At 70.9% G+C, this 25,265-nt stretch carries 24 protein-coding genes; 13 read left to right on the top strand and 11 right to left on the bottom strand.

Annotated elements, in window-relative coordinates:
• Positions 1–71 precede the first annotated feature (71 nt).
• On the bottom strand, positions 72–1,484 hold the full coding sequence (mads6, locus tag Msi02_RS32955) for a methylation-associated defense system protein kinase MAD6 (protein ID WP_204051789.1): 1,413 nt from the start codon (positions 1,482–1,484) through the stop codon (positions 72–74).
• A gap of 221 nt (positions 1,485–1,705) precedes the next feature.
• Here mads6 and Msi02_RS32950 point away from each other — a divergent pair, with 221 nt between their 5' ends.
• The gene (locus tag Msi02_RS32950) at positions 1,706–2,752 is read left to right on the top strand and encodes an NAD-dependent epimerase/dehydratase family protein (protein ID WP_204051788.1); all 1,047 of its coding nucleotides are present in this window, start codon (positions 1,706–1,708) and stop codon (positions 2,750–2,752) included.
• A 23-nt stretch (positions 2,753–2,775) separates the two neighbouring features.
• Positions 2,776–3,024, top strand: coding sequence for a hypothetical protein (locus tag Msi02_RS32945; protein ID WP_079315139.1), 249 nt, complete (start codon positions 2,776–2,778; stop codon positions 3,022–3,024).
• Positions 3,025–3,901: 877 nt separating this feature from the next.
• On the opposite strand, the gene Msi02_RS32940 is transcribed toward Msi02_RS32945, so the two are convergent.
• Positions 3,902–4,360, bottom strand: coding sequence for an ATP-binding protein (locus tag Msi02_RS32940; RefSeq protein ID WP_079315137.1), 459 nt, complete (start codon positions 4,358–4,360; stop codon positions 3,902–3,904).
• 75 nt (positions 4,361–4,435) lie between these two features.
• Positions 4,436–4,810 (bottom strand): STAS domain-containing protein, encoded by a 375-nt coding sequence (locus Msi02_RS32935; protein WP_204051787.1) that lies wholly within the window; start codon positions 4,808–4,810, stop codon positions 4,436–4,438.
• A gap of 245 nt (positions 4,811–5,055) precedes the next feature.
• On the opposite strand from Msi02_RS32935, the gene Msi02_RS32930 reads away from it, so the two are divergent.
• The gene (locus Msi02_RS32930; protein ID WP_204051786.1) at positions 5,056–6,243 is read left to right on the top strand and encodes a carboxylate-amine ligase; all 1,188 of its coding nucleotides are present in this window, start codon (positions 5,056–5,058) and stop codon (positions 6,241–6,243) included.
• 39 nt (positions 6,244–6,282) lie between these two features.
• Here Msi02_RS32930 and Msi02_RS44105 read toward each other — a convergent pair whose 3' ends face one another.
• On the bottom strand, positions 6,283–7,731 hold the full coding sequence (locus Msi02_RS44105) for an aminotransferase class I/II-fold pyridoxal phosphate-dependent enzyme (protein WP_204051785.1): 1,449 nt from the start codon (positions 7,729–7,731) through the stop codon (positions 6,283–6,285).
• Between the two features lie 154 nt (positions 7,732–7,885).
• Positions 7,886–8,284, bottom strand: a complete 399-nt coding sequence (locus tag Msi02_RS32920; RefSeq protein WP_204051784.1) for an STAS domain-containing protein — start codon at positions 8,282–8,284, stop codon at positions 7,886–7,888.
• A gap of 530 nt (positions 8,285–8,814) precedes the next feature.
• Between Msi02_RS32920 and Msi02_RS32915 the strand changes: the two genes are divergently transcribed.
• Positions 8,815–9,147 carry a hypothetical protein gene (locus tag Msi02_RS32915; RefSeq protein ID WP_204051783.1) on the top strand — a complete coding sequence of 111 codons (333 nt, stop codon included), beginning with the start codon at positions 8,815–8,817 and terminating at the stop codon, positions 9,145–9,147.
• On the opposite strand, the gene Msi02_RS32910 is transcribed toward Msi02_RS32915, so the two are convergent.
• The 6 genes from Msi02_RS32910 to Msi02_RS32885 form a co-directional block, all read right to left on the bottom strand.
• Positions 9,142–11,046, bottom strand: a complete 1,905-nt coding sequence (locus Msi02_RS32910; RefSeq protein WP_204051782.1) for a beta-galactosidase — start codon at positions 11,044–11,046, stop codon at positions 9,142–9,144. The genes Msi02_RS32915 and Msi02_RS32910 overlap by 6 nt on opposite strands.
• A 67-nt stretch (positions 11,047–11,113) precedes the next feature.
• Positions 11,114–12,025 carry a carbohydrate ABC transporter permease gene (locus Msi02_RS32905; RefSeq protein WP_204051781.1) on the bottom strand — a complete coding sequence of 304 codons (912 nt, stop codon included), beginning with the start codon at positions 12,023–12,025 and terminating at the stop codon, positions 11,114–11,116.
• Positions 12,022–13,017 carry an ABC transporter permease gene (locus Msi02_RS32900; RefSeq protein ID WP_372974678.1) on the bottom strand — a complete coding sequence of 332 codons (996 nt, stop codon included), beginning with the start codon at positions 13,015–13,017 and terminating at the stop codon, positions 12,022–12,024. The genes Msi02_RS32905 and Msi02_RS32900 overlap by 4 nt, the downstream gene beginning before the upstream one ends.
• Positions 13,014–14,678, bottom strand: a complete 1,665-nt coding sequence (locus Msi02_RS32895; RefSeq protein ID WP_204051780.1) for an extracellular solute-binding protein — start codon at positions 14,676–14,678, stop codon at positions 13,014–13,016. Before Msi02_RS32895 ends, Msi02_RS32900 begins: the two co-directional genes overlap by 4 nt.
• A 169-nt stretch (positions 14,679–14,847) precedes the next feature.
• A complete protein-coding gene (locus Msi02_RS32890) occupies positions 14,848–15,990 on the bottom strand; it encodes an erythromycin esterase family protein (protein ID WP_204051779.1) in 1,143 nt (380 codons plus the stop codon).
• On the bottom strand, positions 15,987–16,574 hold the full coding sequence (locus Msi02_RS32885) for an NADPH-dependent FMN reductase (RefSeq protein WP_204051778.1): 588 nt from the start codon (positions 16,572–16,574) through the stop codon (positions 15,987–15,989). The genes Msi02_RS32890 and Msi02_RS32885 overlap by 4 nt, the downstream gene beginning before the upstream one ends.
• Positions 16,575–16,677: 103 nt before the next feature.
• On the opposite strand from Msi02_RS32885, the gene Msi02_RS32880 reads away from it, so the two are divergent.
• The 9 genes from Msi02_RS32880 (at position 16,678) to Msi02_RS32840 (ending at position 25,252) form a co-directional block, all read left to right on the top strand.
• On the top strand, positions 16,678–17,304 hold the full coding sequence (locus Msi02_RS32880; RefSeq protein ID WP_204051777.1) for a TetR/AcrR family transcriptional regulator: 627 nt from the start codon (positions 16,678–16,680) through the stop codon (positions 17,302–17,304).
• Between the two features lie 337 nt (positions 17,305–17,641).
• On the top strand, positions 17,642–18,352 hold the full coding sequence (locus Msi02_RS32875; RefSeq protein ID WP_239108938.1) for a hypothetical protein: 711 nt from the start codon (positions 17,642–17,644) through the stop codon (positions 18,350–18,352).
• Entirely contained in the window at positions 18,349–19,134 is a 786-nt protein-coding gene (locus tag Msi02_RS32870) for a glycosyltransferase family 2 protein (protein ID WP_239108936.1), read from the top strand. Before Msi02_RS32875 ends, Msi02_RS32870 begins: the two co-directional genes overlap by 4 nt.
• Entirely contained in the window at positions 19,131–20,336 is a 1,206-nt protein-coding gene (locus tag Msi02_RS32865) for a 2-phospho-L-lactate transferase CofD family protein (protein WP_204051776.1), read from the top strand. Before Msi02_RS32870 ends, Msi02_RS32865 begins: the two co-directional genes overlap by 4 nt.
• The gene (locus Msi02_RS32860; protein WP_204051775.1) at positions 20,333–20,995 is read left to right on the top strand and encodes an HAD family hydrolase; all 663 of its coding nucleotides are present in this window, start codon (positions 20,333–20,335) and stop codon (positions 20,993–20,995) included. Before Msi02_RS32865 ends, Msi02_RS32860 begins: the two co-directional genes overlap by 4 nt.
• Positions 20,985–21,737, top strand: a complete 753-nt coding sequence (locus tag Msi02_RS32855; protein WP_239108935.1) for a nucleotidyltransferase family protein — start codon at positions 20,985–20,987, stop codon at positions 21,735–21,737. The genes Msi02_RS32860 and Msi02_RS32855 overlap by 11 nt, the downstream gene beginning before the upstream one ends.
• 4 nt (positions 21,738–21,741) lie before the next feature.
• On the top strand, positions 21,742–23,004 hold the full coding sequence (locus Msi02_RS32850; RefSeq protein WP_204051774.1) for a lipopolysaccharide biosynthesis protein: 1,263 nt from the start codon (positions 21,742–21,744) through the stop codon (positions 23,002–23,004).
• Positions 23,001–24,251 carry a glycosyltransferase family 4 protein gene (locus tag Msi02_RS32845; protein WP_204051773.1) on the top strand — a complete coding sequence of 417 codons (1,251 nt, stop codon included), beginning with the start codon at positions 23,001–23,003 and terminating at the stop codon, positions 24,249–24,251. The genes Msi02_RS32850 and Msi02_RS32845 overlap by 4 nt, the downstream gene beginning before the upstream one ends.
• Entirely contained in the window at positions 24,248–25,252 is a 1,005-nt protein-coding gene (locus Msi02_RS32840; protein WP_239108933.1) for a glycosyltransferase family 2 protein, read from the top strand. Before Msi02_RS32845 ends, Msi02_RS32840 begins: the two co-directional genes overlap by 4 nt.
• Positions 25,253–25,265: the final 13 nt, after the last annotated feature.

Genomic DNA, 25,265 nt, shown 5'->3' with positions numbered 1-25,265 from the left:
GAAACACCCGAATCATGACCTGGACGTTAGCCTGCCTTTGCCGCTCGTAACAGTGACGAAGGTCCCGTGTGTCAGTGGTCCGAGTGGCGGGACAGGCGGCGCAGGGCGCTCCTGATCCTGCCGCCGAACGGCGCGCGCCGCCGGGGCTGGGCGTCGCGGGCCACCCGCAGCTCCGCGAGGGCCGTGGCCGCGTCGGGCCGCTTGGCCGGTGTGGGATCGCGCATCCGCCGTACGAGGTCCATGACCTCGGGGGCGACGCCGCCGGCATCCGGCTCGGCGTCCACGCCGGGCGCGGGCAGCTCGCCGGTGAGGAGCTGGAAGGCGATCACCCCGGCCGAGTACACGTCGGCGGCGGGGGTCATCCGGTCGGGGCGCGCCCGGCATTCGGGGGCGACGTAGTGGACGTCGAGGATGTTGGGCAGCTCGTTGGCCACGGTGTGCTTGCGCGGTCCGGGCTTGGCGTAGTCGAAGCCGGTCAGCAGCGCGTTGCCGTCGTCGGTGACGAGCACGCAGGCGGGGGTCAGCGCCCGGTGGATGACGTTGTTGGCGTGGACGTGGGCGAGACCGTCCAGCATGTCCTCCATCACGCCGAGCTTGGCGTCGATGCCCAGCCTGCGCCCGGTCAGGTGCAGGTGCAGGGCCTGCCCGTGGACGTCGTCGAGCACGAGCACGAACCGGCTCTCGTCGTCGATGGCGAAGAAGTCCCGCGAGCGTACGACGCAGGGATGCGGCGGGATCTTGGCGAGCGACTGGTAGGCGTTGGCGATCCGGCGCTGCTCGGCCACCCGCCGCCGCTGCTCGGCCATCGGGTCGGCGCGGTAGACCCGCAGCAGCACGGTCCCGCTGGTCGGGGCGGTCGCGTTGACGGCGCGATACTCGGTGACCCGGCTGTCGCCGCCTAGCTGCTCCTCCACCTCCCAGTTGCCGAAGCGCGGCGGCGCGGTCGAGCGGCGCACGGTGCCGTTCAGCGCCTCGATGATCGCGGTGCGATAGGGCGCGGCGTCGCGGCTGCACCCGTGCCGCACCCGGGACACGTCGCTGAGCATGGGGATGAGCCCGGCGATCGTGGTGACGTGCCGGGCGTCGCGGCCGCTGGGGTCGACGAGGACGGCTCCGGGCGCGGTGAGCACCACCACGTTGTCGACGTACAACCGCTCCAGCTCGCGGTGCTCCTCGATCAGCAGGCCCTTCAGCGCCCGCGCGGTGCCGCGCAGCTTGGCCACCGGCGAGCCGAACGCCTCCCGGTGCTGGGGGAACCACCGGGTGCCCGACACCTCGAACCGGCCGCGGGCTCCCTTCACGTCGACCACGACAAGGGAGTGGCCGGTGAGCACGACCACGTCCACCTCGAACAGGTCGGCCCCCCGCGGAACCTCGATGTTGTGCAGCAGCAGCCAGTCGTCAGGGGCGTTGTCCCGCAGGTGCGCGATGACCCTTCGCTCGGCGTCATTGACGGGGCGTCCGCCACCGACGATCTGAGCCATCTCTGCTGCTCCGCCTCTCTGACCAGATTGAGAACTTAATCCTCCTAGGTAGCGGTATTCCCGCGCCACCACTGATTCCCCCGCATTGTCCCAGGAGAAATCTGGAACCCCATCTTCGGGCCCGCTCCAGCCGGGCGATCCCGGAGCGCGTGATCACCTGTTTGTCGGGGATGGGCGCTATCGCGGTTTGTAGCGGCTGATGCCAGGAAACGGAGTATTTCATGCGAGTTGTCGTGGTTGGTGCGAGCGGAAACGTCGGCACGAGCGTGCTCGCCGCCCTCGAGTCCGAGCCGAGCGTGACCTCGATCGTCGGGGTGGCCAGGCGGATGCCGGGCTGGCAACCGGCGAAGACCGAATGGCGTACGGCCGACGTCTTCCGGGACGACCTCGATCCGATCTTCGCCGGCGCCGACGCGGTCGTGCACCTGGCCTGGCTGTTCCAGCCCACGCACGACCCGGTCACCACCTGGAACTCCAATGTCCTCGGCGGCATGCGCGTCTTCGACGCCGTCGTCCGGGCCGGGGTCTCGGTCCTCGTCCACTCGTCGTCCGTGGGGGCGTACTCGCCGGGGCCCAAGGACCCGCCCGTCGACGAGTCGTGGCCCACCCACGGCTGGCCGAACGCCGCGTACGGGCGGGAGAAGGCCTACATCGAGCGCGTGCTCGACATCTTCGAGCGCGACCACCCGGACATCCGCGTGGTGCGGATGCGCCCGGGGTTCATCTTCAAGGAGGAGGCCGCGACCGAGCAGCGGCGGCTGTTTGCCGGGCCGTTCCTGCCGCAGCGGCTGGTGCGGCCGGAGCTGATCCCGTTCGTGCCGGACATGCCGCGGCTGCGGTTCCAGGCGCTCCACTCGCAGGACGCCGGAGAGGCGTTCCGGCTGGCGCTCACCCGCGACGTGCGGGGCGCGTTCAACATCGCCGCCGACCCCGTGATCGACCCGGCCGTGCTGGCGGACCTGCTCGGCGCGCGACGGGTGCCGGTCCCGGCCGCGGTGGTGCGTACGGCGGTGTCGGCCGGCTGGCACCTGCGGCTGATCCCCGCCTCGCCGGGCATGGTGGAACTGGCCCTGCAGATCCCGATCATGGACACCACCCGTGCCCGCGAGGAACTGGGCTGGCGGCCCCGGCACAGCGCGGTGGACGCCCTGCGCGCGGTGATCGAGGGCATGCGGCGTGGTGCGGGCATGGAGACCCCGCCGCTCGCGCCCGACTCGGGCCGGGAGCGGATCAAGGAGGTCACGACGGGCGTGGGCATGCGGCCGTAGAGGGCACCGGCGAGGGAGGAACGATGGCGCTGCTCGACCCCGACTGCGTACGGCGGCTGCTGGAGTCGGCCGACCCGGACGTCGCGCTGGTCTTCGTCCGGGGCGAATGCCTCGTGCTGCCGCTCGACGAGATCGACGAGAGGCACCGCAGGCTCGTGGTGGTGCGCCGCGCGGACCTGCCCGAGGCCCAGGGCGACGAGCCGGTCACGGAGGAGCGGGTGGAGGCGCTCACGCGGTGCCTCGAGAACACCGTGCGCGACCTCGGCGCCTGAACCCGCCACCCGTTGATGCGTGACGAAGGCGTCACGTTCGGTAACATCGTCTCGGCATCCCCCATCCGTACGCGGTCCCGGACGTCGTGGAGACGTGGGCGCGGGCGGCCCGGATATGCCGCCCGATGCCGTCCTCTGAGACAAATGACGGCGTGTCGCGCGCTGACCCAAAATTCCGGAAAGCGCTGCGGACAAAACGGACAGACAACTTCGCTCTGAAGGACAAATCAGGATCAAAAGCTATCGCAAGCTGTGATCTGATCGTCACTCTTCGTACGGAACCCCGAATGCCGCTCGTATTCGTTGCGTGCACGGTGGGTCACCTGTGAACATCAGGGAAAGGTCCGGAATCCCTCCTACCGGGTCGGCGGCGCGACGGCGGCGGGGATTCCGCCCATGGCGCGCTTCGCCCGGCCGGGAACGGATTCCTGATCGGGCCGACCGACGGATCCGAGACAGCGATCTCGGACAGCGCATATGGGGAGGGGGCCCCGATGACTGCTATCAGGCCCCGCGGGAGCGGGGGACGCCGTCACGAAGGGCGGATTCACGACCCGGAGTTCGGCTCGTGGATCGGCGAGGTGGCCAGAGCGGTCCGGGACGTGGTCGACAGCACACCCCGGACCATCCGCCTCTGCGCCCTGATCGCGGTTGCCGCCGCGTCATGGGCATTCCTCAGGTAACCGTCCAGGAGCCATGAGGAGGTGGTCGCGGACCCAGGTTAAGGCGGCCGGAGAGCCGTGACGGCCCGGTTTACGGGATCGGGACGATAACCAGGGCCAACCCGGGGCCAACCCCGGGGAACCCGGGCGCCGCCTGGGTCCGCGACGGGCCGCTGCTTGGCGGCAGAGGCCAAGAGATAGGGGGAGGTGCCCGGTCAGACCGGGTGGGCGCTGCGCCCCAGCGAGGCGGCGCCGCTGCCGGCGGCGGGGCCCCCGTCGTCCACGGCGCCGTCGCCGACGTGCATGCACAGCCGGATCGTCGACTGGCCGGGGACCTGGTCGATGGTCACCGAGTCGCACAGCTCGCCCATCAGCCACAGGCCGAAGCCGCGATCGCCGCGGCCGCTGGGCCGCTCGCTCGGCACGGCCCCGGGCCGCAGGACGCCGACGTGGTCGGCGACGTCGACGGCGAGCACGCCGCCGTCGCAGGAGATCGCCAGCGTGCCGGCTCCTCCTCCGTGTTCGAGCACGTTGATGGCGGCCTCGTTGGCGGCGATGACGAGGTCGTCCAGCCGGGGGCCGGTGAGGCCCGCCTGCACGGCGTACCGCTGGATGTTCTCGCGGAGCGCCGCGAGATCATCCGTTATCGGCCACTGCCGGCGGTGATCCACCACCTGTCCTCCTCGCCACTGTCTGGGTCTGCCGCCCGATGTCTCCGAGGCTACCGTCTCGTTACCCGTTCCCTGCCTTCACCTGGGGGTCGACCGCGCGCCGACCGCGTCGAGGGCCCCCGCCAGGTCCGGTGCGACCGTGAAGGCGCTGATCAGTCCGGTGATCCTGAAGATCCTCGCCAGCCGGGCGTTCAGGGCCGCCAGCGTGACCGCGCCGTCGCGTTCCTGCATCAGCTTCCGTACGGACAGCAGGATCCGGATGCCGGTGGAGTCGCAGAAGTTCACGCCGCCCAGGTCGAGGACGAGTTCGCGGTGCTCCTCGCCGAGGGCCGCCTCGACGTCCCGGCGCAGCCGCTCGGCGTTCGTGTAGTCGAGGGCGCCGTCGAGCGCGACGACCAGCACGTGGTCGGCGACGGGGGCGGACACGGAAGTCAGTACGACGGCGGCGGTCACGGAGCACACCTCGGCGGACGCTGCGGGGACGGTCGGGCGGTGGGGGGAACAGGGGACAGGGCCTGGCCGACGGCCAGGTTCGCCAGTCTAGAGCAGCGACGCCCCTGTACCGGGGCGTACGGCCTGCGGAAAGCCCGGCCGGACGGCCGAGCTGGACGGTCAAGAAACGCCATATGGGGTTTTTCGCCCGATTGTCGGGGGGAATGGGGGACTGACCGACTGGACCCCTCCTGAAAAGACCGCATATGCCAGACGTGACAAGGGAGGTCCAGTTCGACACCGTGCACGGACCCTCCCTCGTCGCGCAGGCAACCGTGAGTCCGGCGACGCTCACGCTCGGAGTCGAGGAGGAGTTCCTGCTCGCCGACCCGCGAACCGGACGGGTCGTCCCGGCGGCGCGGGAGATCCGCGAGCGGGCGGCCGGACCGGGGGCGGACCGGCTGGTGTTCGAACTGACGCAGTTCCAACTGGAGAGCAACAGCGCCGTGCACACCGGCCTGCGCGATCTGCACGGCGACCTGCTGGAGATGCGCCGCGCCGCCGCCGACGCCGCCGCGAGCGCCGGGCTCGCGCTCATCGCGTGCGGCACCGCGCTGGACGGCAACCCGGGAGTGCCGCCCCTGTCGTCGTGCCCTCGCTACCAGGCCATGCTCCGCGAGTTCGGGGCGGTCATGGACGGTCAGGGCGTCTGCGGCTGCCACATCCACGTCGGCATCGCGGACCGTGAGGAGGCGGTGCGGGTCAGCAACCACCTGCGGCCCTGGCTCCCGGTCCTCCAGGCGCTCGCGGCGAACTCGCCGATCGCGGACGGCCGGGACACCGGCTACGCGAGCTGGCGGGCGCTGATGATGGGCAGGTGGCCGAGCGCGGAGCCGCCGCCGTTCTTCCGCTCCGCCGAGCACTACGAGAGCCTCGTCGCCGGCATGCTGGCCGGGGGGACGATCCTCGACCGGAAGATGATCTACTGGCTGGTCCGCCCGTCCGACCACGTGCCGACGCTGGAGATCCGCGCGGCGGACGTGTGCCCGACGGCCGGGGAGACCGTGCTGCTGGCCGGACTGGTGCGGGGGCTGGCCGAGACGGCGCTGCGCGACGTGCGGGCCGGCGTGCCCGCCCCCGACGTCGAGGACACCCTGTTGCGGGCGGCCTACTGGCGGGCCGCCCGCGACGGCGTGGACGGCGAGGCGCTCGACCTGCTGAGCGGGAGCGGCGCGCGGATTCCCGCGTGGCGCCTGGTGGACCGCCTGCTCGACCACGTGCGGCCGGTGCTGGAGGAGAACGGCGACTGGGAGCCGCTGACCCTCCAGCTCGACCGCGTACGGCACAGCGGATCGGGGGCGGCGCGTCAGCGGGCGGCGTACGCGCGGCGCGGCCGGCTGGGTGACGTGGCCGAGCTGCTCATGGCGCAGACGGCCGTCTCCTGCTGGGCCTGACCGTGCTGGTCCTGATTGGGCCTTCCCGTCACGCTCCCGTCACTCCGCGACCACGCGCAGCGTCTTCAGGCCGGGGTCGCTGACGTCCGGGATGTTCATGCCGCCTTCGAGCCCGGTGGTCAGGTAGCTCAGCACCGGCTCGGTGATGCGCTCGCCCGGGCACAGGGCGGGCGCGCCCGGCGGGTACGGCGTGACCATCTCGGCCACGATCCGGCCGACCGCCTGGCCGGTGGGCACGATCTCGACCCGCCCGAAGAACGCGTCCCTGGGCAGCATCGCGACGTCCAGCTCCAGCTCTCCCGGCTCGGGCACGTCGATCGTGGCCGCGGGCGGCAGGTCTCGGGCCGACGACAGGGCGCGCAGCGCGTCGAGCAGCCTGCCGGCCGTCTCCTCGCTGTCGGCGACGGTGATCTCGGCGCTGACCCGGCGGTGGTCGCTCAGCGAGAGGTTGACGTGGCAGCGCTCGCGTATCCAGTCGGCCGCGTGGTAGCCGTCGACGCCGAGCTCCGACACGTCGATGACGATCTTCAGCGGGTCCATGTCGAAGGCGCGGGTGTTCTCCTTGCTCAGCACCCACAGGCCGTGCATCTTGCCGATCTCCGTGCGGACCGACTCCGCGAGCTCCAGGGCACGGTCGAGCAGGTCCTTGCCGTGCTCCACCATCTGCCTGCGCCAGCCGTCGAGCGCCGCGTAGATCAGGGTCGAGGGGCTGGTCGTGCCGAGCAGGTCCTCGCGGGCCTTGAGCACCGCCGGGTCCACCCGGTTGCCCTGCAGATGGAACACCGAGCTCTGCTCCAGCCCGTTGCCCATCTTGTGGACGCTCGTCACGCACAGGTCGGCCCCGGCGTTCATGCCCCACGTGGGCAGGTCCTCGTGGAACGGCAGGTGGGCGCCCCAGGCCTCGTCCACGATGAACGTCCGGTCATACCTGCGGCACACCTCGTTGATGCCCTCCAGGTTGCCGCAGGTGCCGTAGTCCACCGGGCTGGCGACGATGACGCCCTTGGCGTCGGGGGCCGCCTTGAACGCCTCCTCCACCGCCTCGGGCGTGGGCGGATACGACATGTGCAGATCGCCGTCCCAGTCCCCGTGCACCCAGACGGGCTCGACGCCGCTCAGGATCAGTGCCGAGATGACCGACTTGTGGGCGTTGCGTGCGACCAGCAGTTTCTCCCCTGGCCCGGCCACGGAGAGCATCGCGCTCTTGACCGACAGGGAGCTGCCACAGGTGGAGAAGAACGCCTGCTCGGCGTTGACCGCCTCCGCCATGAGCTGCTGCGCCTCTTCGAGGACGCCCTTGCTCTGCAACCGGTCGTCCAGGCCGTTCATGATCATCACGTCGTCCCTGAAAAGGTCCTCGCCCAGGACCTCCAGAACCCGCGGATCCACCCCCCGCCCCTGCTTGTGGCCAGGAGGCGTGAAGCTGATGTCCCCCCGTCGGCGATAGGCGGTGAGCGCCTCCAGCACGGGTGCGCGGGACTGATCCATGTCCGTGTTCCTCCCCTGAACGACGTGGGGCCGTTCCCCCTCGTCCGCGCGTACCCGGACCTCACAGGCACAAACGACCGCGGCGGGCCGTCAGAGGCCCCCGCACTCGATGAGAGGGCGGGGGCCGGAGGTCAAACGGTCAGACCACGAACACTCAGACCATGGACACGTGCTGTGAGGCTGTCACCACCATGGCGGCGACGGCCTCGACGGGCGTGCCGTCGATGACGAACGTGTCGCGCAGCCGGGTCGCCTCGAGGACGATCTTCAAGATGCCGTGAACTCCGGTGAGCCGCATCGAACCGGCGGCCTTCTCGATGTCGTCCCGGGCGTCCAGCAGCGCTTCCAGGCCGCAGGAGTCGCAGAACCGCAGACCGGACGCATCCACCACGATCTTGACGCGACCCTGGCGGACAAGATTCCTGATCGCCCTCCGGAGCGTGTCCCCGCTGGCGATGTCGAGTTCACCTCGCAGCGCGACCACGACGGCCGGCTGATGATCGCTCACAGTAATCTCGAGCTGCTGCGTTGTCATATACGCGCCTTCATCCATATTTTTCGGGCGTACTGTCTTGAACGACGCTACCCGGCGGAGTGTCAGGTCCCGGTAATGCGCGACGGTCGATGGTATGCGAGTCCGTCTGGCAATCCCACCTGTACGCCAGAATGTGGCAAATAGGTAAAGAAGGCGGGCTTTGTAGCGATCTTTGGTGATGTGTCCCGAACCTCCCGGGATCATCGGAAACCCCTGTCCCGTAGGGGACGACGGCCTGCGGGTGATCGCCGGAGGCGGGTGCCCGGACGCGGTGACCGGTGCGGGCCGCCCGGTCTCGCCGAGGTGGAGACTGGAACTCTTCCAACATACCAGCTAGCCAGATAAACGAGGCATATCCCGCCTTTCTCGAAAAATGCTTACTCTCCCCATTCCTTCTTGATGAACGCATTACCGACGATGCCGTGTCCATGGCGCAAACCTGACCGGTCCATCCGGAAGGTCACGGGAACGCCAGGGATCGGCGCTTGACCCGTCCGCAGCGGGGTAGAGGGCCGGTTCCCGGAAGTACGTCGAACGGGAGGATCGGCATGGCGGACGAGATCACCGCAGGCAGGGACGCGGCGCGGGCACTGGCGGCCAGGACGCCCGGCTGGATGGTCTGGTACGGCGAGCGCACCGGAAGCTTCTGGGCCGTCCCCCGGGCCGGGGCCGCGATCGTGCCGCGCATGCTGGAGGCGCCGACGGCGGACGACCTGGAGAACGAGATCCACCAGGCGGAGGGCCGCCCCGCGCGGGAACAGGCGCCGGAGAAGCCGCAGCCCGGACAGCCGGAGGGTGCGCAGCAGACCACCGAGATCCCCCGCCACCACCGCCCGGCCGCCGAGGCCGAGGCGCCCCGGATCCCCGTACGACATCTATAGGGGCACGACCACGTAGCCCCCGGGACCGAGCTTGCCGCCGACCGGCCTGCCGGTGATCAGGTCGGTGCCGTGGAGCGGCACGGGCTGCTCGTCCTCCGTGTGGTTGACGGCGAAGACCCGGTCCCGCTGCCGTACGACCTCGACGCCGGGGATGCCGCTCCCGGCCAGGCCGGCGCGGGCGAGGACGCGGGCGTAGCCGGGGTCGTCGAGCCGCGTCGAGACGTACCACGCCGTGCCGCCGCCGTGGCGGTGGCACGTGACGGCGGGCCCGCCGCCGGGGTAGCGGGCGACCACCTCGGCCCCGTCCAGGTGGACGACCTCGCTCCACACCGTCGCGCGGCCGAATTCCGGCAACTCGATCGGGTCGGCGAGCGGACGGAACTCCTCCACGCTGATGCCGAGGATCTCGCGCAAGGCGCCCGGGTAGCCGCCCAGCCTGATCCGGGTGTGCTCGTCGGCGATCCCGCTGAAGAACGACGCGACGAGCGTGCCGCCGCCCTCCACGTACGCCGCGAGGTTCCGGGCGGCCTCGTCGGAGATCAGATAGAGGCTCGGCACGAGGACGGCCCGGTACGCCGGCAGATCGTGCGACGGGTGGGCGAAGCAGGCGGCGACGCCCTGCCGCCACAACACTCGGTGGGCCTGCTCGACGGCCGCGAGGTAGTCGATCTCCGTGGACGGCAGGCCGGGCCCCTGCACGGCCCACCACGCCTCCTCGTCCCAGAGGATCGCGACCTCCGCCTCGACGACGGGCGGCTCGTCGGATGGCGCCGGGATCCGCTCCAGCGCCTCGCCCAGGGCGCAGACCTCGCGGAAGACGCGGGAGTCCGGGCCGGTGTGCGGGAGCATGCCCGGATGCCACTGCTCGGCGCCACCGCGGGAGGCCCGCCACTGGAAGAACATCGCGCCCTTCGAGCCCCGGGCGACGTGTTGCAGGCTGTGCCTGGCGATCTCGCCGGGCTCCTTGGGCGACGCGCGTGGGCCCAGAACATAGCCCGTGGCCTGCTCCATCAGCAGCCAGGGCCGCCCGCCCGCCCACGATCGGGCCAGGTCGGCGGCGAAGGCGGTCTGCTCGGCCGCCGCCATGCCCCGCCCCGTGGGATAGTCGTCGACGGCGACCAGGTCCACCTCGCGCGACCACTTCCAGTGGTCGACACTGGCCCAGCCGGCCAGCACGTAGTTGGTGGTGACAGGCACGCCGGGGGTCAGCTCGCGCAGCAGGTCGCGCTGCTCGGTGAAGTGGGCGAGCATCTCGTCCGAGACGAACCGGCGGAAGTCGAGCGCCTGCGCCGGATTGGGAAGGTACTGCGTCGCCCGGGGCGGGGTGATCTGCGCCCAGTCCGAGTAGTGCTGGCCCCAGAACGCGGTCGTCCAGGCCTCGTTGAGCGCGTCGAGGTCGCCGTACCGCTCCCGCAGCCAGGCCCGGAACGCCGCGGCGGCATGGTCGCAGTGGCAGGGCGTGCCGTACTCGTTGTGCACGTGCCAGATGGCCAGGGCGGGATGGTCGCGGTAGCGCTCGCCGAGGGCGCGGGTGATCCGCAGCGACGCCTCACGGTACGCCGGGGCGCTCACGCAGTAGGTGTCGCGGCTGCCGTGCGTGAGCCGTACGCCGTCCCGCGTGACGGTCAGGGCGTCGGGGTGCGCCAGGGAGAACCACGGCGGGGGAGAGGCGGTCGGGACGGCCAGGTCCACCCGGATCCCGCCGTCGGCGAGCAGGTCGAGCACCCGGTCGAGCCAGCCGAAGGTGTAGCGGCCCTCGGACGGCTCCAGCCGCGACCAGGAGAAGACGCCGACGGTGACGAGGTTGACGCCGGCCCGGCGCATGAGCGCGACGTCCTCGGCCCAGACCTCCTCGGGCCACTGCTCCGGGTTGTAGTCCCCGCCATACCAGAGCCGCATGCACGTGCCTTTCATTAGGCGACGCCCCGCCGGTGGGAGGTGCGGCGGGGCGTCGGTCTGGGGGGCCTCAGCCCTTGATGGCGCCGATGATGACGCCCTTGGTGAAGTGACGTTGCACGAACGGGTAGATGACCAGGGCGGGCAGCACGGCGATGGCGACGATGGCCATCTTGATCGCCAGGGTCGGCGGCGCGACGTGGCCGAAGCCGCTCACGCCCACGGTGGCGGTCGGCAGCGGGTTGGAGTCCACGACGTACGACCGCAGGATCAGCGCGAGCGGCCACTTGCGGGTGTCGTCGATGAACAGCATGGCGTTGAACCAGGCGTTCCAGTAGCCGACCGCGTAGAACAGGCCGATGACCGCCGTGACCGCCTTCGACAGCGGGAGCACGATCCGCCACAGGATGCGGAACTCCCCGGCGCCGTCGATGCGGGCGCTGTCGAGTAGCTCGCGCGGGATGTTCATGAAGAACGCGCGCAGCACGACGACGTTGAACGCCGACACGGCCGACGGCAGGATCAGCGACCAGTACGTGTCCTTCAGCCCGAGTGAGGCCACCATCAGGTAGGTCGGGATCAGGCCCGGGAAGAACACGAACATCAGCAGCACGCAGAACAGGATCGGCCGGTGGAACAGCGTCCCCGGCCGCGACAGCGCGTACGCCCCGAGGACGCTCACGCCGAGGCTGACCGCGGTGCCTACGATGGTGACGCCGGTGCTGACCAGCACGGCGCGGCTGACCACGCTGTCGGAGAAGATCTGGCGGTACGCGTCGAACGTGATGCCGTCAGGCACCAGCACCAGGCCGCCGACCCGGTTCACCGTCTCGGCCGACGACAGGCTGGTCAGCACGATCGTGTAGAGCGGCAGCAGCACGGCGAGCACGATGAGCGCGAGCACGCCGCCCTTGCCGATCCGGCCCGCGGCCGAGCCCGGCTCCTCCCAGGGCGCGAGCCCGGACACCTTCGTCTTGCTCATGATCGCGAATACACCCCCCGCTCGCCCAGGGCGTGCGCCACCCGGTTGGCCGCCAGGATGAGCGCGAGCCCGACCAGGCCCTTGAACAGACCGGCCGCCGCGCCGTACCCGAAGTCGCCGGTGCGCAGGCCGGACCAGTAGACGAAGGTGTCGAAGACCTCCGACACCTTGCTGCCGACCGCGCTGCGCTGCAGCATGAACTGTTCGAAACCGACGTTGAGCGCGTCGCCGAGCCGCAGGATCAGCAGCAGCACGATGACCGGCCGCAGCCCGGGCAGCGTGATGTGCCACATGCGGCGCCACCGGCGGGCTCCGTCGACGGCGGCGGCCTCGTACAGGTTGGGGTCGATCGTGCTGAGCGCGGCGAGGAACACGATCGTGCCCCAGCCGGCGTCCTTCCAGACCGTTTCGGCGGTGACCAGCAGGATGAACGTGTCGGAGTTCGTCATCCAGTCGATGCCCGAGTGCCCGTGGTCGCGCAGGATCTGCGCGATGAGGCCGGCGCCGCCGAACATCTGCTGGAAGATCGCGACCACCAGCACCCACGAGAAGAAGTGGGGCAGGTAGACGACGCCCTGGATGAAGGCCCGCAGCCGCCCGGAGACCACGCTGTTGAGCAGCAGCGCGAGCGCGATCGGCACCGGGAAGTAGAAGACGAGCTGGAACGCGGTGATGCCCAGCGTGTTCACCACCGCCCGGATGAACTGCGGGTCGCCGAACAGCTCGGCGAAGTTGGTGAAACCGATGATCGGGCTGCCCAGGATGCCGCCGGTAAACGGGTTGTAGTCCTGGAAGGCGATGACGTTTCCCAGCGCCGGGATCCACCAGAAGGCCGTGACCAGCACCAGCATCGGCGCGGCCATGACCAGCAGTGGCCAGTCCCGGCGCAGCCGCGCGGCGAAGGTGTCCCGCCGCGGGCCGACGGCCGGTCCGGCCTGGGTCGCCCCGGGCCGGACCTCCGTCACGCTCCTCGTGTCCGCGTCGGCGCTCACAGCCGCCCGTTCTCCCTGGCGACCTTCATGTAGAACTCGCGGGCCTCGTTGCCGCCCTGCTCCTGCCAGTCCTTGACGATCGTGGCCCACTCCGAGATCGGCCGCTTGCCGCGGAAGATCTCGTTCATCTTGTCCTCGGTCGGCTTGACCAGAGCGGCCATCTTGGACGGCACCTCGACCCGGATGCCGACGAACGGGTCGTTCTCCAGGTATTGCGAGGCCGTCTTCTGCCAGCCGTGGTACGCCTCGACGTAGCCGGGATACTGGTTCTCGGTGATCGCGCCGGGCCGTCCGGACAGGAACATGTAGGTCGGGGCGACCTCCTTGCGGCCGAGCGCGGTCTGCTGGACCTGCCCGTCCTTGACCGTGAAGTGCTTGCCCTCGACGCCGTTGTTCACCAGGTCGTACTCCTGCGTGCCGTACGGCGCGGAGCACCAGTTGGCGATGCCGAGCAGCTCGCGGGTGCGGGCGTCGCCGAGGCCCTTCTTGATGAAGCAGAACATCCCGGCGGGCTCGTTGCGCCAGACGATGACCTTGCCGCCAGGGTGGGCCGGGTACGGATCCACGGCCCGCACGTTGATCTTCGGGTTGCCGGGCAGATAGCGGCCGAGGATTTCGTGGATCGCGCCGAGCCCGTCCTTGTACATGACCATCTGCCCGCTGCCGAAGGGCTCCTTGTGGTCGGCGAACTGGTTCGCCACGACGTCCGGGTGGACGTATCCCGCGTCGAACAGCTTCGTCAGGAGCTCGATGGACTGCTGCCACTCCGGCGTCTCGTACTTGTAGATCAGCGTGCCGTCGGGCTGCTTGCGCCACTCGCGCGGGGCGCCGAACGCCCGCTGGACCTCCTGGTCCATGCCGCCGAAGGCCCAGCGCTTCTTCTTCGGGTCGGTCAGCTCCTTGCCGAGCGTGAGCAGGTCGTCGGCGCTCTTGGGATGGGACAGGCCGAGCTCGTCGAGGATGTCCTGGCGGACGATCGTGGCGAACGGATAGGGCGCGTTCTGCCACGGGATGCCCTGGAGCACGCCGCCGAACACGCCGTACTCCCAGGCGGCGGTGTCGTAGTTGGCCAGCAGCGGGAACTCCCTGGCCTTGTCGCCCGCGAGATAGGGGGACAGGTCGGCGAAGAGCTTGTTGGCCGCCTCCGTGAAGTGGGCGATGGTGATCAGGTTCCAGCCCGGAATCTGGATCATGTCGGGCACGTCGCCACTGGCGAGGATCGTGTTCAGCTTGTCCACGTACGTGTTGCCGTCGGAGATGTTGAACCGGACGACCCCGCCGAGCCGCTCGTTGACGGCGTCGTAGTAGGAGTTCTCGCCGAGGCCGGGAGGGACGGTGCCCCACAGCGGGGTCATCACCTTCACCTCCGTGCCGCTGGTGATCGGCTTGGCGGTGACGGCCTGGACGATCGTGCCCGGCCTGGTCAGGAAGCCGGGTTCGACGAATTCGCCGCCCGGCAGGTCGGGCGACAGGCCGGCCACCTGGAACGGCACGCGGGTGGGTACGAGGCCCTTGAGCTTGTCGGCGGCGACGGCGGTGCCCTTGGACACTTCCTTCTTGGCCGCGCAGCCGGTGAGGCCTGCGGCGGCGAGCGCGCCCGCGCCGACGATCCCGAGGAATCCGCGGCGGCTGGTCAGGGGGCCGCCGGGGGGTTGGCTCATTGCTGCGATCCTTCCGGAAATCGATTTAGTTCGTCAATTGACCAAACAAATTAACCGGTGGGAGCGGCGGCGACAAGATTCCATGAAACATTCACGCGGTCACGGGATCGCTCGGGCCAGGATGCGGCGTACACGATGGGCATGTCCACGATGACCTCGCCCGGCGGCGTCACGCGGGCAGCCGCCGTACCGGGGACACTCGCCGCAGGTGGACGAGCACGTCGAAGGCCTCGGGCAGGGAGGCGATGGCAAGGTGCTCGGCGGCGTCACGGGAGGGGTCGTAGACGCCGCTGATGACGCGGACCTTGGCGGGTCCGTCCCATCGGCGGCGCGGCTCGCCGGCACGCAAGTCCAGCCAGTGGACGGGCCGGTCCGCCGCGCCGAGCCGGGAGTCCAGCCAGTCCGGGGCCGGCTCGGGGACGGTGGCGACGCCGAGGTCGCCGTGGTGGAAGCCGATCGCCACGGACACGTACCCCTCGCCGTAGTGACGGCGTAGCACCCCGCCGACCGTGGGCTGGGGGCCGCGCTGGGGCGCCAGGCCCAGGGTCGTCGGCGACGCCGAGGTGTGCGCGATTCCGTCCCAGTAGGCCACGCGGTGACTGGTCCTGCGCTGGTGGTCGATGATCGTCTCGGCCCACGTCTGGGCGTCGCCCGCGTAGTCGTCCCGTCCGGCGACGCTGCGTTCGTGGAAGTCCACGATGAGGCGCATCCGGGGCAGGACGGCGTCGCCGGGCAGGTGCCCGACGATCGCGAGCGCATCGCGGGCGTGCTCGGCGAACGGACGACCCGGGTGCAGGCCACGCGCGCGCTGCACATGTTCGTCGATCTCGTGCGCGGTACGGATCGGCTCCAGGTGCGAGGCGAGCTCGGCCAGCCGGTGCGGGGCCGCGCGGCGGACGTGTTCGAGCACGGCGTCGTAGTCGGCGGGCCGTGCCTGCGCGGGCTTGACCCCGAGGATCCGGATGGGGTCGTCCGGGTGGTCCTGGTTGAATGCGCGGATCCAGTCGAGCGCCGCGGCCATCTCGGCGGTGCGCCAGGGACGCCAGGCACTCTCCAGAGCGGATGCGGCCGTGCCCGCGCCGCCGGTGACGTATGTGTCGAGCATCGCGCCGACTGAGGCGTCATCCTGCAGAGCCAGTGCCCGGAAGCCATGCCTGCGGACCAACCGGCGGAAGAGCTCGTCGCGTACGCCGAAGGTCTCGTGGGCGAACCTCGTGGACTCCCCGAGCCCGGCGACCGTCGCGCCGGTGGCGATCGCGTCCGCCAGCTCGTCGAGCGCGGTTTCAGACAGAGGGCTGGGTGCGGCGGTCATGCCAGGGCTCCTTCGCGGACCGGCTGGAGCGCCCGCGACCAGACGACGACGTCGTCCAGCAGGGCAGTGAGGGTCTTGTGCTGGTGCGGGCCGGGAGTGAGGTCGCCCGGCTCGGTGGGGGCGGAGAAGGTGAAGTCGTGATGCAGGGACAGCGCCACCTGCGTGCGCACGGTGGCGACCTTCAGCTCGGCCAGGATCAGCCGGAGGTGTTCGGCGGCCCTCGTCGCGCCGTGCAAGCCGTAGCCGACGATGCCGGCCGCCTTGTTGTTCCACTCCGCGTAAATGAAGTCCAGGGCGTTCTTCAGCGCGCCGGGGATCGAGTGGTTGTACTCGGGCGTGACGAACACGAACCCGTCGTAGCGGGCGATCGCCTCGGCCCAGCGGGTGGTGTGCGCGTTTTCGTACAGACCGGATGCCGGCGGGTGTGTCTCATCCAGCAGGGGCAGCGCGAAGTCGGCCAGATCGACGATCTCGAAGTCGGCCGCCGGACGCTCCTGAGCGGCCACCGAGGCGACCCACTCGGCGACGGCACGGCCGCGGCGGCGTGGGCGCGTGCTGCCGACGACTATTCCGATCTTGGTCATTGACGTCTCCTCCATCAGGGTTTGTTACACCGATCGGTGTAGAAGTTACATCGATCGGTGTATCGAATGCAAGCACCGGTGTAATCCAGTAGCCTCAGCGAGCGTGACGGAGAGAAGGAAGTCGGCCGGCCTGCCCGACAAGCGCCGGGCGATCGTGGCCGGGGCGCTGACGCTGTTCGCCCGTGACGGCTACACGCGTGCCGGCCTGGACGCGATCGCCGCCGAGGCGGGCGTATCCAACCGCACCATCTACAACCACTTCTCCGACAAGGCCGAGCTGTTCCAGACGGTGATGCAGGAGAGCACGCAGCGCGTCGCCGACACCATGGTCGACATCATCGACCGCCACCTGAGCAAGGTCGCCGACCTCGAAACGGACCTGGTCGACTTCGGGCTGGCCTGGCTCGCGGTGCTGACCTCCGACCTGGCTCCGCACTTCGCGCTCATCCGCCAGATCAACGCCGAGATGGAGCACATCCCGCCGGCCGCGCTCGCGCTCTGGCGGGAGACCGGCCCCGGCCGAACCCGGCGTGAACTCGCCGAACGGCTACGCCGCATCGCCCAGCGCGGCGACCTCGCGATCGACGACCCCGTACGCGCCGCAGGGCACCTGATGCTGCTCATCTCTGCCGACAATCTGACCGACCGGGCCGACCTGCACGACGAGGACGCGCTCAGAGCGATGGTCACCGCGGGGGTGCGGACCTTTCTCTACGGCTACAAGCGCTGAGCCTGTCGTGTGATCGTGTCCGGGCGGAATAGGACCGGTCCAAAATTGACATGGGCCCGCAAACACGATTGACATTGTCCGTAATGCGATGAATCGGCGGCGATAGCGCGGAATTCAACTACCCGTCAGTACAATTTCGTCGTCCTACAGTGCCCATGACCAGCACATATGCCGCAAATGGCGGTATCTGATGCTCAATATTTGATATTGCGGACGAATTTCCGAATGGGGGTGACATAATGCGTGGGAGCGCTCCCGCGCTTCCGGCTGCATTCTCCGCAGCGCCATCCGGCACGCCTGCCCGAAGGGCACGTTGGAAGGAAGGTGCCGCGTCTTCATGACGGCATTCGGCAAAAGTCCTCCGTCCCGGCCGCGTCTCGACGGAAATGTTCCGGCGGACGTCGTCCGCGCCGGCTCCCGCCCCTGGGCGCCCCACCTGTGGTGGATGGCCCTGGCCGTCGGGGCGCTCGGCTTCGTCTTCGTGTGGCTGGCCACGCCGCACGCCAGGGAGATCGGCTCGCCCTGGGAACTGGTGGCCAAGCTGGTCGCTTTCGCCTGCCTGTGCGTGGCGATCGCGGTCTTCCCCTGGGTGTCGCCACGGCTGAACTGGCTGCTCTACGTGCCGTTCGTCTTCTTCACCGGTTATCTCATCCCGCGGATCAGCTGGTTCTACTACGGCGACGGCGCGCGGGCCCAGGGCGACAGCTTCTACACGCATCTCTATCTGCTGCTCTATCCGGGCATCGTGCTCACGGTCGCGGCCGCCTATCGCATCGGCGGGGGCACCCCGGGCCGCTGCCTGAAGATCATGGTGAGCGGGGTCCTCATCGTGTTCTCCGGCTTCCTCGACCTCATGTGGTTCGTCGTCAACCCGGTCGAGATCCCCGAGGTCATCGACGCGCCGCACATCAACCTGTTCACCGGTGGGCCGATCTCGTTCGGCGCGACGATCGTGTTCGCGCTCGTACACGTCCCGATCATCGTCGGGATCAACCTGCTTCCCCTCGACCGCTGGATCGGCCGCCTGCTGGGCGCGGGTGACCCGTGAGCGTCGCCGTGGACATGCCCGTGAACATCTCCGTGGCCGCGCCCGCGTACAACGAGGCGGACACCATCGCGGCGGTGGTGGGCGAATGGCAGGACTACCTGGAGAACACCCCGGCCGTGGGCGACTGGGAGATCGTCGTCTGCGACGACGGGAGCGGTGACGCGACCGGCGAGATCCTGGCCGGCCTGCGGGCCCGGTGCCCGCGGCTCGTCGTGGTCACGTTCGAACGCAACCGCGGCGCGGGCGCGGCCATCGCCGCCGCGATCGCCCACACCCGGCTCGACTGGGTCGTGCTGCTCGACTCCGACGGTCAGTTCCCGATCGCCAACCTCGACCGCGTCCTGCCGCGCGTCCAGGCCGGGGAGGCCCTGGCGTTCTCCGGCGCTCGGATCAGGAAGGCCGACGGCGTGGCGTACCGGTGGGGGTCGGCGGCCAGCGGCGCGGTCAGCAACCTGCTCCACCGCACGCGCTACCGCGACTTCAACTCGATCTTCAAGGTGGTGCACGGCCCGCTCTTCCGGTCACTGCCGCTGGAGTCGGCCGGGATGAACTGCTCGACCGAGATCACCGCGCGGGTCGCCGAGATGGGCCACGAGTGGGTGGAGGTCCCGATCGAGCACCGGGAGCGCGGTGGCGGCAGCCGTGGCTGGCGATACTGGCGCGGCGCCCGCGACCGGGCCCTGTTCGTCGCGTATCTCGGCTACCGCCACTGGCTGCTGCGCCGGGGCGTCCTGCGCCGGCCGGCCGCTCGTGAGGAGATCTCTCGCGAGGGGGTCCGATGAACGTCGCGGTGACGATGTTCAGCGGCGGGCGCGGGGCGGCCGGCATCGCGAGGGGCATGCTGGGCACCCCGGGCGTCACCCTGTCGCTGGTCGTCAACGGCTACGACAACGGCCTGTCCACCGGCGCGCTGCGGCGCTATCTGCCCGGGATGCTCGGGCCGTCGGACTTCCGCAAGAGCCTTCTGCTCCACCTCGACCCCGCCGATCCGGCGCGGGCCGCGCTGGCGACCGTACTCGAACACCGCCTGCCGGGCGGGACGACGCCCGCCGGGCTCGCCGCCGTCATCGAGTCGATCGCCACGCGGCGCGGCCCGTTCGCCGCACTGCCGGAGGCGGCCCGCGAGGCCGTCACAGCGGACCTGCGCGTGTTCGCCCGGCGGCTCGCCGCGTACCCGCACGGGCTCGACCTCGCCGACTGCGCGCTCGGCAACCTCGTGTTCGCCGGGGCCTACCTGCGGCTCGGCCGGGACTTCAACGCCGCCGTCGACGCCTGCGCCCGCACGTTCGGCTCGCCCGTACGGCTGCTCAACGTGACCAACGGGGAGAACGCCTTCCTGACCGCGCTCAGGCGGGACGGCAGCCTGCTGGCCGACGAGGCCGACATCGTCGCGCCGCAGGGCCCCGGAGCGATCACCGATCTGTTCCTGCTGCGCGAGCCGCTCGGCGCGCGGCGGGCCGAACTGGAGGCGCTGCCGCCCGCGTGGACCAGGGAGGTCCTGGGCCGCGAGCGCGCCGAGGTGACGCCGAACCCGCGGGCGCTTGAGGCGATCCGCGACGCCGACCTCGTCGTCTACGGCCCCGGCACCCCGCACTCCTCGCTCCTGCCCAGCTATCTCACACCCGGCGTGGCGGACGCGATCGCGCGGAGCCGGGCGGCGGCCAAGGTGTTCGTCGTCAACATCCGGGGCGACCACGACATCCGGGGGCTGAGCGCGCCCGACCTGGTGGACCGCACGCTGGCCTACCTCGGCGACCCCCGCAACGGGCGGCGGCTGGTGACCCACGTGCTGAGTCATCGCACGTCAGCGCCGGACGCCCCGGCGGTGCCGTACGGCGTGCTCGACCGGGGCGAGTGGGCGGGGGCCCGCTGGATCACCGCCGACCTGCGACACCCGGGTAGCCCGGGCCTGCACCATCCGGAGCGTACGGCCGAGGCCCTGCTCGCGATCAGGAACGAGGCGGCCTTGGCGCGGGCCCGATGACGGCGCTCCTGGCCGAGGCGTGTGCCCGCCGTGTCTGGCTCTTCGACCTCGACGGCACGCTCGTGGACTCCTGCCCGGCCCACGAGGCGGCCTTCCGGCAGGCCATCGCCGAGGTCGCGCCCGATCGGCTCGCGTCCTTCCGGTACGCCGACCACGCGGGCGCGAGCACCCGCGAGGTGGCGCTGCGCCTGCTGGGCGACCCCGGGGAGGCGGACCGGCTGGCCCGGCTGAAGCAGCGGCTGTATCGCGAGCGGGCCGGCGCGGTGGCCGTGTTCCCCGGCGCGCGGCGGCTGCTCGGCCGCCTGGTCGCCGGGGGCCGCGACGCCTACCTCGTCACCAGCGGCAGCCGGGCGTCGGTCGCACGGGTGCTGGCGGCCAGCTCCCTGGGCGCGTACTTCCGGGGCGTGCTCACCAGCGACGACGTCCCGGCGAGCAAGCCCGATCCGGCCTTCTACGCGTACGCCTGCCAGCACTGGGGGCTCGACCCCGGCGCGGCGGTGGTGCTTGAGGACTCCGCGCACGGGGTGGCGTCGGCGGTCGGCGCGGGCCTGGCGACCCTGCACGTCCACGTGGCCGAGCCCGCTTCCGGGGCGGTCGCCGTACGCGACCTGGAACAGATCGTGTCTCTCCTGTTCGCGGAGGTGGGCGGTGCCTGCTGAACGGTTGTGCGCGGTGATCCCGGCGGCCGGGCGGGGAACCCGCCTGGGCCTGGGCATCCCCAAGATCATGGTGGAGATCGCCGACGGCGTCACCGTGTGGCACGTGCTCCACCAGCGGCTGCGGCCGTACGTCGAACACGTCCACGTCGTGATGTCCCCGGAGGGCGAGGGGCCGTTCCGCGCGCTGGCGGCGGAACAGATCGCGGGCGGCGAGGTCTCGGTGAGCGTGCAGGACGAGCCCACCGGCATGGGCGGCGCGATCTTCGGCGCCGCGCCGCACTGGGAGGCCTACGCCACGATCCTCGTGGTCTGGGGCGACCAGGCGGGCCTGTCCCCGGTGACGGTCGATCGCGTCGTCCGGGCGCACGGGAAGGGGCTCACGCTCCCGCTGGTGCCGATGCCCGACCCGTACGTGGAGTACGAACTGGACGGCGACGGGACGCTGGTGCGGGTGCGCCAGTCGCGGGAGGGCGAGGAGTGCCGCCCCGGCGGGCTCAGCGACGTGGGCGTCTTCTGCCTGAGCACAGAAGGGCTCCGCGAGGAGTGGACGCGCTACCTGGACGAGGCGGCTCCGGGCGCCCGCACCGGAGAGGTGAACTTCCTGCCGTTCCTGCCCTGTCTGTCGCGCGACCGGAACTGGCCGGTGACGGTGGTGCCGGTGACCGACCCCGACGAGGCGCGCGGCGTCAACACGGCCGACGACCTCGAGTTCGCCCGGCGGGCACACCTGCGGTGGACGTGACGGGGTGGGCGCGCTGACGGACCGGGCGGCCGGGCTCCTGGCCGCCCACCGCTGGGCCGCCGGGCCCACACTGGTGAGCACGGTGGCCAGCGGCACGGCCGCCGCGACCACGCTCGTCATCGCCAGGGGCACCGGCGCCGCCGCGTTCGGCCACTTCACCGTCGTCCTGTCGATCGCGCTGATCGTCACCGTCGGCATGCTGACGAGCCTCAACTCCGTCATGTTCCAGGAGTTGCCGCGGGCCGAGCCGGGCGCGCGGCCCGCCCTGGTGACGACGGCGCTGCTGGCCACGCTCGTGCTGGGCGCGGCGGTGTTCGCCGCGGGCCTCGCAGCCGCTCCGCTGCTGACCGCCGCGCTCGGCGTGGACACCCGCACGCTCGCCTTCGCGCTGGCGCTGGCGCTGTCGATGACGCTCAACCAGCTCACCGAGAGCTTCCTGCGCGGGATGAAGAGGTTCCGCCTCGTCGCCCGGCTGAAGTTCGCCGTGGCCGTCGTCTACCTGGGCGCCGCCGCGTGCTGCCTGCTGGTCTTCGGCGTGCGCGACGCCGAGCCCTACCTGGTCGCGCTGATCGGCACCAACCTGGCCTTCGCCCTGGTCTCCTTCGCCGGGTTCGAGGTCGCACCCCGGTCCTGGTCGTGGGCGCTGGCCCGCTCGCTGTACCGGCACGGCGCGTACGTCACCGCCATCGCCGCGCTGACGGCGGTGGTGTTCGGGGTGGACGTCATCTTCCTCAACCACTGGGCGCCCCGGGCCGACGTCGGCGTCTACTCCGTGTACAACGGCTTCCCCAAACGGCTGCTCGGCGTGGTGTTCACCGACGGCGTCGGCCTGGTGCTGCTGCCCACGCTGGCGACGTCGGACAAGCCCGCCGTGATGCGGCGGATCGCCCGGCTCGCCCCGGTGGTGTTCGCGGCGACCGCCGTGTTCGCGTTCGCGGCGAGCACGGTGTTCTTCCTGCTCATGGGGGGCGAGTATCCGTACTCGCTCGGCCTGATGGCGCTGTCGGCGCTCGGGATCGGCGTGCACACGGTCTTCAACCTCCAGCAGGTCGCCCTGACCATGGACGGGGTGCGGGGGGCGAAGGTGCTCATCGGCTGCCTGCTGGCCGGTACGCCGCTCGCGCTCGCCTGCCAGGCGGCGCTCATCGCCTGGCAGGGGCTCGCCGGCGGGCTGGTGGCCTTCGCCCTGAGCAACCTCGTCCTCGTGGCCGTCGTGACGGCCGTCTCCGCCCGGCTCTACCGGCCCGCATTGGAGGTGCGCGGGTGAGGATCGCCCACGTCATCAACCAGTTCCCGCCCAACATCACGGCGGGGCTCGGCCGGTATGCCGAGCTGATCGCGCCGCATCTGGCACGTGACCACGAGATGGCGGTCCTCACCCTGAACGACGGCCGCCTACCCGTGTGGGAGCGTTCGAAGAACGTGACCGTCTACCGGCCGCGCGGACGCGTCCTCGGCGCGATCACCCGCCGCAGGCGGCTCAACCGCACGCGCGGCGTGGAGTTCCTCCTGCTCGCGCTGACCGTCGTGGTGAGCAACTGGCGTTACTTCCTGCTCCTGCGGCGGCTGCGCCCCGGCCGGCGGCCCGACCTCGTCGCCGTGCACGACTCGACGAACTTCCTGTGCGGCCTGCTGTGCCACTACGTGCTGCGGCTCCCGGTGGTGTTCCACGTCCACACCACCGAGTACGGCGTCGCCCCGCAGCGCAGCATCGCCGACCCGCTCAACCTGTTCGCCGCGCTGGAGCGGTGGCTGGCGCGGATCTCCCGGCGGGTCGTGGTCGCCACTCCGGAGGTGCGCGAGCAACTGCGTGAGGCGGGCTGGGACCGCTCGCCGATCGACGTCGTCCGCCTCGGCGGCACGTACGAGCGGGTGGTCGCCGACCCCGCGTTCGACCGCGACAAACTGCGCCTCGGCGCGGCGGACCTGCGCGCCCGGCTCGGCATCGCCGAGGAGGACCCGGTGCTGCTGTTCGTCGGCCGCCTCGAACGCCAGAAGGGGATCTACCCGCTGCTCGACGCCATGCGCGACATCGCGCCCGCCGTGCCGGGGCTGCGTCTGGTCCTCGTGGGGGAGGGCGACGAGGCGGGCGTCGCGCGGATCGTCAGCGAGACGGGGCTCGACGGCCGGGTGCTGACCTCCGGCGGTTTCGTGGACGGGCAGGCGCTGCTGGAGTACTACGCGATGGCCGACGCCTGCGTCTTCCCCTCGCTCTTCGAGCCGTTCGGGCTGGTGGCGACCGAGGCGATGGCCCTGGCCCGGCCGGTCGTCCTGGGTGACGGCTTCTCCCGGATCTTCCTCGGCGACCCCGCGCGGCCCGCCGTACGGTTCGTGCGGGCGGCCGATCCCCGCGACATCGCCGACGGGGTGATCGAGGTCATGACCGATCCAGGGCTGCGCCGCGCCCTGGCCGAGCGGGGCGAGCGGCTGGTGCGGGAGACGCTGAGCTGGAGCCGCGCCGCCGAGGAGACGCTGGCGGTCTACGCGGGGGTGCTCTCGGGGGCGACGCGATGATCTCGCTGGTCGTGCCGTGCTACAACGCGGCCAGGACGCTGCGACTGTGCCTGGAGTCGGTGCTGGCGCAGACCCGCGTGCCCGGCGAGATCGTCGTGGTGGACGACGCGAGCACCGACGGCTCGGCGCGGATCGCCGAGGAACTGGGCTGCCGGGTCGTGCGGCTGCCGGAGAACCGGGGCGTGTCCGCGGCCAGGAACGCCGGGATCGACGCCACCACGGGCGATGTGATCTTCTTCCTCGACTCCGACGTGGCGTTGCGGTCCGACGCGGTCGCGAACGCGATGGAGATCCTGGAGCACGATCCCGAGGTCGGCTGCGTCCACGGGGTCTACGACACCGTGCCGCTCATCGACGACGGGCCGGTCGAGTGGTATCGCATCCTCCACGCGGTGCACTGGCGCCGCCGCCACCTGGGGGAGGTCAACAGCGTGGTGTTCGCCCTCGCCGCCGTCCGCCGCGACGTGCTGCTCGCCGTGGGCAGGCTCGACGAGCGGCTGCGCGACTGCGAGGACGTCGAATACAGCAGCAGGCTCGCCGTACGCAGCCGGATCGTGCTGACCGACACGGTCGTGGGCCGTCACGACGACGGCAGCCGCCTGCTGCCGATCCTGAGCGAGCAGTGGCGGCGGGCCCTGCCGCTGATCCCGCTCGCGCTGACCACCACCCGGCGCGGCGCGGCCAAGCCGGAGCACGCCAACAGCCCGGCGGGCATCCTGTCCTGCGGGCTCGCCCTGGCCGGGCTGGGGCTGGTGCTGCTGAGCCTGCCGTTCGGGCTGTTCCATCCCCTTCTGCTCGCCGTTCCCGCCGTGTTCCTGGCGGGGTTCGTCCTCGCCGATCCCGAGCTGGTCGGGTTCGTCCGCCGACAGCGGGGGCCGGTCTTCGCCGCCTACTTCATGGCCGTCCACCTGGTCGTCCACGTGGTGCTCGTCACCGGCCTGGCGGCCGGCTCGCTGCGCCTGCTGACCGGCGCGCGGGACAGCCGCGCGGAGGCCGCGTGAGGGGCTGCGTGAG

This window comes from Microbispora siamensis (assembly GCF_016863095.1).
GTDB classification, from domain to species: domain Bacteria; phylum Actinomycetota; class Actinomycetes; order Streptosporangiales; family Streptosporangiaceae; genus Microbispora; species Microbispora siamensis.
The sequence above is the reverse complement of the archived record's forward strand: the minus strand, read 5'-3'. Positions and strand labels throughout refer to the sequence as shown.